The following is an 11,261-nucleotide window of genomic DNA, read 5'->3' on the forward strand; positions in this document are numbered from 1 at the left end:
ACCGTTGGTCGATACGCTCTACAACCACTTCGAGCGCTTGAACAACCGGTACAACCCCACGCACACGCCGCCCACGCCGACGATCATCAGCGGGTAGGACCATGGTTCACTCAGCTCCGGCATGTGGCTGAAGTTCATGCCATACCAGCTGGTGATCAGCGTCGGCGCCGCCAGCAGTGCGGCCCATGCACCGAGGCGCTTGACCGTCTCGCCCTGCGCCAGCGTCACCAGCGACAGGTTCACGCTCAGCGCGGTGCCCAGCATTTCGCGCAGGGTGTCGATCACATCGCTGATGCGCACAGCGTGGTCGTGCACGTCGCGCACGTACAGCTTCACTTCGTCGGGGATCAGATCGCCCTGGTAGCGGCGCAGTTGTGCCAGCACGTCCTGCAGAGGCGCCACTGCCATCCGCATCTTGTTCAGTTCGCGCTTGAGTTCGTACAGCCGCACCACGGTGCTGCGCTTGTAGTTGTCAGCGAAGATGTCCTTTTCCAGCAGGTCCAGGGTGTCGCGGAAGCGATGCACGATCGGCAGGTAGTTGTCGACCACGAAGTCGGTCACCGCGTACAGGCAGTACGAGGGGCCCATCTTCAGCAGTTGCGGCTCGCGCTCGACGCGCGCACGAACCGGCGCGTACGACAGGGAAGCGCCGTGGCGTACGGTCACCAGGAAGCGCGGGCCGAGGAAGGCGTGGGTCTCGCCGTACTGGATGCGCTCATCGACCATCTGCGCGGTGGTCACCACCACGAACAGGGAATTGCCGTAGGTCTCGACCTTGGGCCGCTGGTGCGCGTTGCGCGCATCCTCGATGGCCAGGTCGTGCAGGCAGAATTCCTCCTGCAGTTTCAGCAGCACATCGTCGTTGGGATCGTACAGGCCCACCCAGACGAAGCCGTTGCCACTGGCAATGACATCGCTGATGGCGTCCAGGCTGATGTCGTGGCGTTTGCCCTCGTCATCGTAGTGGACGCAGTTGATGACGCAGGCGGGGTTGGCCGAGGCAGGTGCGGAAGCGGAGGCGGGCAATGACATGCCCGCCATCGTGCGTCAGGGGCGTGTTTCGGACAAGTGAGGACGACGCCCCAGCACCCACGCCAGGGCGACGTGCACCGGCAGCAGCAGCACGATCCACTGCACGTTGTACTGCGCCTGCAGGCTCAGCCAGTGCAGTACCAGCGCGGCCACGGCCTGTACCGCCAGCAGCCACAGCACGATCCTGAACATGCGGCCCGGCACGCGCCGGCGCAGCACGGCGATCGCGCCCGGCAGCAGCAGCACCGCCAGCGGCGAAAGCAGCAGCAGGTTGCGGTTGGCCCAGGCGGCGTAGTGGGTGCTGAAGCCCCACAGGAACACCAGCAGGCTGCCGGCGATGGTACACAGCAGCCAGAACGGCAGGGCCAGCCCGGCCAGCAGCCGCGGGCGGCTGCGCAGCGCCAGCACGCCGGCGGCGATCACCAGGCCGCACAGCAGCCACGGCCACCAGCGGCGCGCGAATTCCTTCGGTTCCGGGTCGATGCGGTGCGGCAACAGTTCCTGTTCGGACTGCACCAGCGGTCGTCCATCGCTGTTGCGTGCCTGGCGCAGCGCATCGGCCAGACGCATGGGTACGAACGCTTCCTGCCAGCGCGACAGCGGCTGGTCGGCGAACGGGCCGAGACCGACGTCGAAGCCCAGCCACATCCACGCTGCCGGCGAGGCCAGGCGCACCGATTCACTGCGATAGGTGTTGCCGCGCGAGCGCCCCGACAGCTGCGATTGCAGTCCGCTGCCCAGCGCCTTGTCCACGGTATCGCGCACCATCGTGGCGCAGTTGGCGGTGTAGTAATCGTAGTGGTAGCGCGCATTTTCCGGCTTGGCCCGCTCGGCCAGGTCGGCGGCCAGCGCACGCGCCTGGTCCGGGCGCAGGTCCAGCCACTGCACGCTGGCGCCACGGCCGGTCTCGTCGTAGTACGACAGGTCCTGCTGCAGCGGCAGCGCCACCAGGTAATACATCATGTCGCCGCGCACGAAGCGGCTGATGAAATCATCTTCGGACGGATCGAAGTAGCCGAAGTTGTACGAGGTCGCTTCGCCGCTGGCCGGATCGATCACGACGATGGCGTCGTGGCCGAAGCGCTCGAAGAACACCGTGCCCGGCTGCATGGTCACCACGCCGATGCGCGGGGCAGGAGCCTCGGCGCTGGCGACGGGTGAAGCAGGTGTGGCTGCCACCGGCTGCGCGGAGGCGGCCAGCGGCAGGACCATGGCCAGCACGCACAGTGCCAGCCACACCGTCAGGCGCAGTGCCAGGTTGGGGGCACCGCGCTTCAAGCGTCGTCCTGCGCGTCCGGCGGCAGCACGGTCACGTGGAAGGCCTGCACCCGGCGCGCATCGGCGCGGGCCACGCGGAACATGAAACGATCCAGCGCCAGCTCGTCGCCCACTTCCGGCAGGTGGCCCACGGCCTCGGTGACCAGGCCACCGATGGTGTCGTAGTCCTCGTCGGAGAACGTGGCACCAAAGCGCTCGTTGAAGTCGCCGATCGGAGTCAGCGCGTCGACCACGTACTGGCCGTCGGACTGGATGGCGATCTGCGCCGACGGATCCTCGGCTTCGTCATGCTCGTCGTCGATCTCGCCGACGATCTGCTCCAGCACGTCCTCGATGGTGACCAGGCCGGCGACACCGCCGTACTCGTCGACCACGATGGCCATGTGGTTGCGCGACAGGCGGAATTCCTTCAACAGCACGTTGAGCTTCTTCGCCTCCGGAATCAGCACCGCCGGGCGCAGCAGCTCGCGCACGTTGGCCGGGCCGTTGTCGGCGACCACGCCGCGCAGCAGGTCCTTGGCCAGCAGGATGCCGAGGATGTCGTCCTTGTTCTCGCCATGAACCGGGAAGCGCGAATGGCCGGATTCGACCACCTGCCTCATCAGCTCAAGGAAGGGCGCTTCGACCGGCAGCGAGACCATCTGCGAGCGCGAGATCATCACGTCGCCCACGGTCAGCTCGGCCACCGAAATGGCGCCTTCCATCATCTTCAGGGTATCGGCGGCGATCAGCCCCTCTTCCTGCGCGGTGTGCAGGACCGCGACCAGCTCGTCGCGGGTGTGGGGTTCGCCGGAAAAGGCGGACGTCAGGCGTTCAAGCCAGCCGCGCTTCTTTTCACTGTGCTCCGCAGGGGAGCTACTACTGTCGTCTTCTGACATCTCTGGAAAAAAGGCACCCGGCAGGCCGGGCGTTGGCCCCAGTCTAGCAGGATGTGACGGCCTGTCAGTGACCGTCGCTGCCGGGCCCGGTGATCGGCGGCGGGGCCAGTTCAGGCCGCGCGGGGGCTTCTTCCTCGGGCAGGTCCAGGCTGTAGGTGCAGCCGGCCAGGGTCTTGCCGGGATGGGAGGCCACGGTGGAGACGCTGAGGATGATCGACTCGATCTGGGCCTCACCGGTCTTCGGGTCGGTCACATCACGGCTGACCAGTTCGCGGCCGGCCATGAACTTGCCGTCCTGGTCGTAGCCGGTTTCCAGCCCCAGCCGCTTGGCCAGCGGCCGTGGGTCGGCCTGGTCAAGCACCGCCATGATGCTGGCGCCGGCCACCGCCACCCGCTCGGTGGCCACGCCGAAGACGATGATCGGCTGGGCCAGCCGGTACTCGCTCATGAACTGGTTGCCCTGCGGCAACGGCTGCAGGCCCAGGGCCACGGCCTTCAGCGGGTCGGCCAGCAGCGGCGCCAGCGCGCCGAGATCGGCCACGCGCTGCCGGCACTCGATCAACGCCGGCAGGTCCAGGCTGGAGGCGAAGGCAGGCGGAGCGGCAAGGGCACCCAGCAGGATCAGGCAGCAGCGCAGTGACACGGGCGGTATCCGCAGGCGGTGGGGCGCCATCATAGCCCCGAGGAACGGGTGAACGGCCGGGTGATACGGCGGGCGACTCCGATCATCACTGCACGCAGCAACATCAGCGGCAGGGTGATCAGCACCGACAGCATCGAGAGGTGGAGCAGCCCCGCGATGGCCCAGGCCACGGTCGGCACCAGCCCAGCGTCCATCAGCCAGGGCATCGGGTTCGGCCCGGCATTCCGGATCAGCATCATGTAGACCGCGGCGAGTACGTACAGCACCAGCAGCGAGGTGCGCGAGGCATGGAAGAACGGCAGCCCATTGGCGGGCCGGCCCAGGCGCCGTTGCAGCATCATCCGCCACAGCACCGGCAGCGCCAGCGCACCCGCCAGCATCAGCAGCATCGAGATCGTCAGCAGGCCGGGGCCGTGTGCGGGCTGCGCCCGGTCGTTGAGGTACGGCCCGATCATGCCGATCGCCAGCCCTGCCACCAGGCAAAGGGGCGACAGCAGCGCCAGGACGCGCAGCAGCCAGTGCTGCCCGGTGGGATCGGTGGCAGCGATGCGCCGGACGGTGCGCACGCCCAGCACCAGCAGGGCGGCGAAGAGGCCGCCCACGATCAGTAGCGTGATGAAGCTGCCTTGCTGGATCATCCTTGTTCCTCGTGTTTTCGTTATGGACCCGGGGGATGGCCGCCCGGCCTGCTCAGCGCTCGCCGGCGTACGGATCGGCGATGCCGAGCTCGGCCAGGATCTCGCGCTCCAGCTGTTCCATCGCCTCGGCTTCCTTGTCGTCCTCGTGGTCCCAGCCGAGCAGGTGCAGCACGCCGTGCACGGTCAGGTGCGCGTAGTGGGCATTGAGCGCCTTGCCCTGTTCATCGGCTTCGCGGGCCACTACCGGCGCGCAGATCACCAGGTCGCCGAGCAACGGGAACTTGACGCCCTTGGGCAGGCCTTCGGGCATTTCGGCCGGGAAGCTGAGCACGTTGGTGGCGTAGTCCTTGCCGCGGTAGTGGCGGTTCAGTGATTGCCCCTCCTTGGCGTCGACCACGCGGATGGCCAGGTCGGCCTCGCGGATGCGGCCCTTCAGTGCGGCGGCCACCCACTTGCGGAAGCTGACCGCCGCCGGCAGGCCGGAGCGCGGCAGGGCGTAACTGACGGCGACATCCAGTCGCACGGGACCACGGGTCATGGAGTTGCTCCAGGCTGGATCTGATGCAGGTCGCGGCGGTCGTAGGCGCTGACGATGCGCGCGACCAGCGGGTGGCGGACCACGTCGCGGGATTCGAAGAAGGTGAAGCTGACGCCCTCGACCCCCCGCAGCACATCGATGGCGTCACGCAGGCCGGAGCGCACGTGCTTGGGCAGGTCGGTCTGGGTCAGGTCGCCGGTCACCACCGCGGTGGAACCGAAGCCGAGACGGGTCAGGAACATCTTCATCTGCTCGATGGTGGTGTTCTGTGCTTCGTCCAGGATCACGAACGCATCGTTGAGCGTGCGGCCGCGCATGTAGGCCAGCGGCGCGATCTCGATGACGTTCTTCTCCAGCAGCTTGACCACCTTCTCCACGCCCATCATTTCATACAGGGCGTCGTACAGCGGTCGCAGGTAGGGATCGACCTTCTGGCTCAGGTCGCCGGGCAGGAAGCCCAGCTTCTCTCCGGCCTCCACCGCCGGGCGCACCAGGATCAGCCGCTGCACGCGCGATTCATTCAGCGCTTCGACCGCGCTGGCCACGGCCAGGAAGGTCTTGCCGGTACCGGCCGGGCCGATGCCGAAGTTGATGTCGTGGGTGGCGATCTGGTGCAGGTAGCGGCCCTGGTTCGCACCGCGTCCGCGCACCGTGCCGCGCTTGACCTTGATTGCCACGTCCTGCGCTTCGTAGGAGCGCTCGGCGATCTGCTCGACGTTGGCCTGGGCCAGGCGCAGATGGATGGCATGGTTGTCGAAGGTGGTCTCGCCGGCCTCGGCGTACAGCGCCTCGACCAGCTTCTGTGCTTCGACGATGGCCTCTTCCGGTCCGCTGATGCGGAACACGAAGCCGCGGTTGGCGATCTCCACGCCGAGCTTCAGCTCGATCTGTCGCAGATGCCCGTCAAACGGACCGCATAGGTTGGCCAGCCGCTCGTTGTCTTCCGGCGACAGGGTGAAGTCTCGATGCTCGATGCTTTTCATTGATCGGGTAGGGCGGAAGCCTTGCACCACAGTGGATTCAGGCAGCAAGGGTAGCGCGCGGCAGGGTCACACGGCCAGCGCCGGGCGTTTTCCACATGGCGTGTGGACCGGGCTGGAAGAAAGCTGTGGATAGACACCTTCGTCCCTTGTGCCACAAGCTCCATGAGCCGATGGTGAAAAAAACGTCATGACCGGCGGAGGGGGGAGTGCCGGAAACTTGACGGCGGCCGGGCCGCGGATGACTATCTGCCCGGAGCCCCAAGGGAACAGGGTCTTCCGCGAGGATCGGCGCAGCGCGCTGCCCGGCCCGTAGCAATGCGGAAGTGGCAGGTAGGCCATCGCCAGGGCAGGAGCGCCTGGCACAGGAAATGACATGGATGCTTCACTCGCGCATGCCGCGCTTGCTTCGCTGGTCGGGCTGGAGCCGGACCATCAACTGCACCGCCTGCGGGCCGATGGCCTGCCCCCTTTGTTCGTCGAACAATGGTGGGGCCATGAATGCCTGGCTGGTGGATTCGATTACTGGGTGGATGTGCTGCATCCGGATGCGGGCCTCGCGTTCGGTGAATGGCCGGGTCGCGAGGCGGCGCTGGTCACCCGCCTGGACGATGGCCAGGACCATCTGCGCTGCGGGTATGTTGCCTCTGCCCATCGGCTGGAGAGCGAGGGCGGCCTGGCGCGCTATCGCCTGCACTGTGTCCCATGGACCTGGATGCTGGGGCATGCACGGCACAGCCGCGTGTACCAGGAACGCACCGTGCGCGACATCGTCGAGGACGTGCTGGGCGGGCATGGTGAGTTCGCCTGCTGGCGTTGGAGCGAGGACGCCGTAGCCGCTCTGGCCGAGGCGCCTGCGCGCAGCTACTGCGTGCAGTATCGCGAGCCGGACCTGGCCTTCGTGCAGCGCCTGCTGGCCGAAGAGGGAATTGCCGGCGCATTCGAGAGCGACAGCGGCGGGCGGCTGACCCTCGTGCTGTTTTCCGACAGTCGAGCGCAGCCGGAGAACCCTCAGTCCGCCCGCGATGGCGGCATCCGCTTCCATCGCAATGACGGTACCGAAGCGGCGGACACGCTGCAGCAGCTGGGCGCACGTCGCCTGCTGGGCAGCAACCGGTTGTCGCTGGTCACCAGCGATTACCGGGGGCCGGTGCTCCGCCATGTCCAGTTGCCGTTGCAGGCGGGCGGCCAGAGTCCGCGCGAGATCTACGACCCGGTGGGCGCGCATGCCTTCGCCCAGGCGGCCGATGGGCAGCGCCGGGCGCGCCGGGTGGCCGAAGCGCACGAGGCGGGCCTGGCCGGCTGGCTGGGCACCGGCAGCGTTCGAAGCCTGCAGGCGGGCCGCTTCATCCGCGTGCTGGCGGCCGGAACCGCCGCCGCCCCGACCCTCCTTCCAACCGAGGTACTGCACCACGGGTGCAACCCGCCGCCGATCACGCAGGGGCGCGGGCAGCGGCGGGCCGAGCCACCTGCGCCCTGGCTCGCGGCCAGCGCAGGGCTGCCGGGAGCCCTGCTTGAGGCGTCCTCGGCGTTGGGCTACGCCAACCGGTTCCGGGCCGTCGACCAGCGGCAGCCATGGCGTCCGGTACTGCAGGACGGGACCGGGGAACGCATCAACCCGCGGCCGCTTGCACCGGGCTACCAGACCGCCCGGGTCATCGCCGGCGATGGCCGGAGTGACGCCGATCTGCATGCCGACAGCCAGGGCCGGGTCCGGGTGCGCCTGCATCTGCAGGGGGCCACCGACGCCGAGGCAACGTGCTGGATGCGGGTGGCGCAGCGCTACGCCGGGCCGGGCGTGGGTTCGCAGTTCCTGCCGCGCGTAGGCCAGGAGGTGCTGGTCGGCTTCCTTGAGGGCGACATCGACCGGCCGCTGGTGCTGGGCGCGCTGTACAACGGCCGTGGTGATGCCGGCGCTGCTCCCACGCCTGCCGGTGCGGCTGCAGCCGGTAGCGACGCAGGCCTGTTCGGCCAGGCCGCCGACAGGCGTCCGAGTGCGCAGGGCAATGCGGCCGGCGGCCACGCCCCTGCCTGGCATGCGATGGCGCCCGGTGAAGGCCAGCACCGGCATGCCGGTGCCTTGTGGGGCATCCAGTCACGGGAGTGGTCCGGTACCGGCTACAACCGCCTGGTATTCGACGACTCCGATGCGCAGCTGCGCCTGCAGTTGGCCAGCAGCCATGCCATCAGCGAACTGAATCTTGGCCACCTGCGGCACCAGGCCGACAACCATCGCGGGTCCCTGCGCGGCGAGGGCGCGGAACTGCGTACCGATGCCTGGGGCGCACTGCGCGCAGAGCGTGGCGCATGGCTGATCGCGCACCCCCGCGCGCCCGCTTCGCCGGCCGGTGAGGCCGTTGCCGCCAGTGCGCTGCTGCAGCAGGCGTCAACCCTGGCCGGGTCCTGGCACGCGATGGCGACCACCCACCGGGCGGTCGGCATGGCCAGCCACGCTCCGTCGGAGGACAGCGCGGGCCTGGCGGGCCTGCAGCGGGTCGCGCGCGCCAGCGTGCCCGGGCAGGACTACGCACAGGCCCGCGCAGGTGGTGAGGGTCGGCCCACCGGCGGCGCCGTGCCGCATACCGAAGAGCCCACGCTCGGGCTGCACGGCCATGCCGGCCTGGCCATGGTGGCCGGGCAGGCGCTGCAGTGGAGCAGTGCCCGGCATGTGGTGCTGGCCAGTGGCCAGCACAGCGATGCCAGCGTGGCCGGTAGCGCGCGCCTGCACGCGATGCAGGCCGTGGGCGTGCTCGCGGCCAGTGGCCGGACCTTTGCTGGCGAGGCTGCATTGAGCGTCGTAGCAGGGCAGGCGGCGCTGGACGTCCGCGCCCAGTCCGCGGAGATCAACGTGCAATCGCGTGCCTCTCTGCGTGCCGCCAGCGCCCAGGCGGCCGTGGAACTGGCCGCACCGCGCACCCTGCATATCGCCACCGCCGGTGGCGCCAGCCTCACCCTGGAGGGCGGCAACCTGGTGGTGAACTGTCCCGGCACCATCACCGTGCATGCCGGGCAGAAGTCCTTCGTCGGGCCCGCGCAGCTCAGCTACGCGCTCCCGGACATGCCAACCAGCACCCTCAGCGAGCAGATTCCGAAGCTGGCCTTCCGCCTGCAGGACATTCCGGGGCCGCAGGGGCATCCGCTGGCAGGCCAGCCCTGGAAGATCGTGCGTACCCGCAGGGCGCTGGACGAGGACATGCGTGATGGCGCGCTGGTACCGGGCAACTGGGCCGAGACCGTTGCCGAAGGGCAGGCCGACGAGCAGGGCGAGGTCAGCCTGGACGACGCCCTGTGCGCGAAGATCTGGAACGATGCCGGCCGGTTCCCGGGGCGGCTGTTCCTGGTGCATGGCATCGACGTGATTCCCCTGCAGCGTCCGCGCCCCTACAGCAGCTCGCCAGGCGTGCGCACCACCATGGACACGCTTGAAGCGATCAACTACGGCAAAACCCTGGCCGACCTTCCCGATGATGCGGCGCTGTATGCCTACCGGCAGCGTGCCGAGTACGAGTTCCAGTCGCATATCGACGCCGACCCGGCCCAGCGCAAGGAGATCCAGTGATGGCAGACGGCACCAAGCTGGGCAGCGTCCCGCATACCGCATTGACCTGCCTGGACGGGCAGAAGGGCACCAGCAGCGGTGACTACTACGCGCCACCGGACCGCCAGTTCGCACCGGTGCGGCGCGGCAACAAGGTCGACGCCTACACAGACGGCCGCTCGGCGATGAAGGCGATGGCCGATGCCATCCGCGGCGCGCAGAAGTTCATCTTCATCGCCGACTGGCAGATGAACTTCGACACCGAGCTGGACAGCCGTGGCGGTGCCCACGCCAGCCGACTGAGCGAACTGCTGTTCGACGCCATCAACCAGCGCGGCGTGGATGTGCGGGTGCTGCTCTACGACAGTGTCGAGGCGGCGGCCTACACCCACGAGAACGAGGCGCGTACGGCCCTGTACAAGATGCAGGATGCCAACACGCCGGGGCAGGTGCAGGTCGGCCTGCACAACCCGGCCACCGGCCGCACCGATGCCTTCAACATCGCCTTTTCGCACCACCAGAAGATCCTGGTGGTGGACGGGAAGATCGGCTTCGTCGGCGGCCTGGACATCGCCCACGGGCGCTGGGACGACGGCAACTTCGACGTGGTCTGCGACCCGAAGTTGCATGTGCTCAATGACCACTACAACAATTGCCTGAGCAAGTTTCGGGGCATGACGAGGGCTGAGCAGGACCTGACCCTGGATAAGCCCGATACCAGCCCGGACGCGGTCGGCCGTGTCCGCCCCGGCTTTGCCCAGGCATACGTGCCGGGCCTGGCCATCGCGCTGGACCGGATGAAGGCGCAGTGGGATGCCGGCGCCGCACTGGCAGAACTGCAGGACTATGCAGACAAGCTGGGCGTGCCCGACGCGTTGGAGCGCGAAGGCATCCGCAAGCTTGCCGAGATGGTCATTCCGGGCATGGAAGAAGCGGTGAAGGTACAGCGTTCGGTCGCCAAGACCTTCCTGGCCATTCAAGGGTGGTTGACCGAGATCGAAAAGGAATACGCCGACGTCATCGCCGCTTCCAACCGGGCCGCCGACGAGGCGGTCAAGCTGAACGTCGGCGAGGCCGCCGCCGCCGCCGGGCGCGCGGTGGAAGGCTTCACGAAGATCCAGGCGAAGAAGTTCGGCGAGTGGGTCGATGAGCGCAAGGCTGCGATCAAGGACGCCATTCTGGGCCCGATCAAGACGGCCACCACGGTCGTGGGATACGTGCGTGATCCTGACTCGCTGGTCACGGACGCCAAGGCCAAATATGCCGAGATCGAGAACAAGTTCAACAAGGCCAAACAGGCGTGGGAATCGCTGGTGAAGTGGATCAACGAGCCGGTGGATCGCATCCAGCGCCTGCTCGACAGCGGCCGCCAGCCGCGCATGCCGTGGCAGGACGTGCACGCGCGCCTGCAGGGACCGGCGGTGTTCGACATCTGCCGCAACTTCATGCACCGCTGGAACGCCATGGTCTGGCAGAACCAGCGCGGCGACCGTGAAATCGGCACGGCGGTGCGCAAGGTCCTGAACCGTGGCATCCGCGGTGCCAACGACTGGACAGGCGCCGGCCTGCCGGAGCAGACCACGCTGGCACGTGGCATGGAACTGACGCCGTTGAGCGATCAATGGCTGCAGTCGATGGGCGGCATGCAGGCGTTGTTCGGTGACCTGGCCCGGCCGGGCACGGCCGGCGACGTCACCGTACAGATCGTGCGTTCCTCGGGTACGGCATTGCATGCG

Annotated in this window: 8 protein-coding genes and 1 pseudogene; 2 read left to right on the plus strand and 7 right to left on the minus strand. The window is 68.0% G+C overall.

Going from position 1 to position 11,261, the window contains the following annotated elements; translation table 11 throughout:
• Window positions 1–18: 18 nt before the first annotated feature.
• The 7 genes from AC5P7U_RS08970 to AC5P7U_RS09000 all read right to left on the minus strand — a co-directional run bounded on the left by AC5P7U_RS08970 (window position 19) and on the right by AC5P7U_RS09000 (window position 5,990).
• Entirely contained in the window at window positions 19–1,041 is a 1,023-nt protein-coding gene (locus AC5P7U_RS08970; RefSeq protein WP_006429303.1) for a magnesium and cobalt transport protein CorA, read from the minus strand.
• Window positions 1,042–1,047: 6 nt separating this feature from the next.
• Window positions 1,048–2,244, minus strand: a complete 1,197-nt coding sequence (locus AC5P7U_RS08975; RefSeq protein WP_197564897.1) for a lipoprotein N-acyltransferase Lnb domain-containing protein — start codon at window positions 2,242–2,244, stop codon at window positions 1,048–1,050.
• Between the two features lie 62 nt (window positions 2,245–2,306).
• On the minus strand, window positions 2,307–3,188 hold the full coding sequence (locus tag AC5P7U_RS08980; RefSeq protein ID WP_053449270.1) for a CorC family transporter: 882 nt from the start codon (window positions 3,186–3,188) through the stop codon (window positions 2,307–2,309).
• 64 nt (window positions 3,189–3,252) lie between these two features.
• Window positions 3,253–3,861, minus strand: a complete 609-nt coding sequence (locus tag AC5P7U_RS08985; RefSeq protein ID WP_197564896.1) for a hypothetical protein — start codon at window positions 3,859–3,861, stop codon at window positions 3,253–3,255.
• Window positions 3,861–4,469 carry a hypothetical protein gene (locus tag AC5P7U_RS08990; protein WP_197564895.1) on the minus strand — a complete coding sequence of 203 codons (609 nt, stop codon included), beginning with the start codon at window positions 4,467–4,469 and terminating at the stop codon, window positions 3,861–3,863. The genes AC5P7U_RS08985 and AC5P7U_RS08990 overlap by 1 nt, the downstream gene beginning before the upstream one ends.
• A gap of 52 nt (window positions 4,470–4,521) precedes the next feature.
• The gene (ybeY, locus tag AC5P7U_RS08995) at window positions 4,522–5,007 is read right to left on the minus strand and encodes an rRNA maturation RNase YbeY (protein ID WP_006429311.1); all 486 of its coding nucleotides are present in this window, start codon (window positions 5,005–5,007) and stop codon (window positions 4,522–4,524) included.
• A complete protein-coding gene (locus AC5P7U_RS09000) occupies window positions 5,004–5,990 on the minus strand; it encodes a PhoH family protein (RefSeq protein ID WP_006429312.1) in 987 nt (328 codons plus the stop codon). Before AC5P7U_RS09000 ends, ybeY begins: the two co-directional genes overlap by 4 nt.
• Window positions 5,991–6,363: 373 nt before the next feature.
• Between AC5P7U_RS09000 and AC5P7U_RS09005 the strand changes: the two genes are divergently transcribed.
• Both AC5P7U_RS09005 and AC5P7U_RS09010 read left to right on the plus strand, forming a co-directional pair.
• On the plus strand, window positions 6,364–9,546 hold the full coding sequence (locus tag AC5P7U_RS09005; protein WP_197564894.1) for a type VI secretion system tip protein TssI/VgrG: 3,183 nt from the start codon (window positions 6,364–6,366) through the stop codon (window positions 9,544–9,546).
• Window positions 9,546–11,261 (plus strand): annotated as a pseudogene (locus tag AC5P7U_RS09010) (phospholipase D-like domain-containing protein); the annotation flags it as partial. The gene AC5P7U_RS09005 and the pseudogene AC5P7U_RS09010, both read left to right, overlap by 1 nt.

Source organism: Stenotrophomonas sp. YJH_SMC_57, from assembly GCF_059369755.1.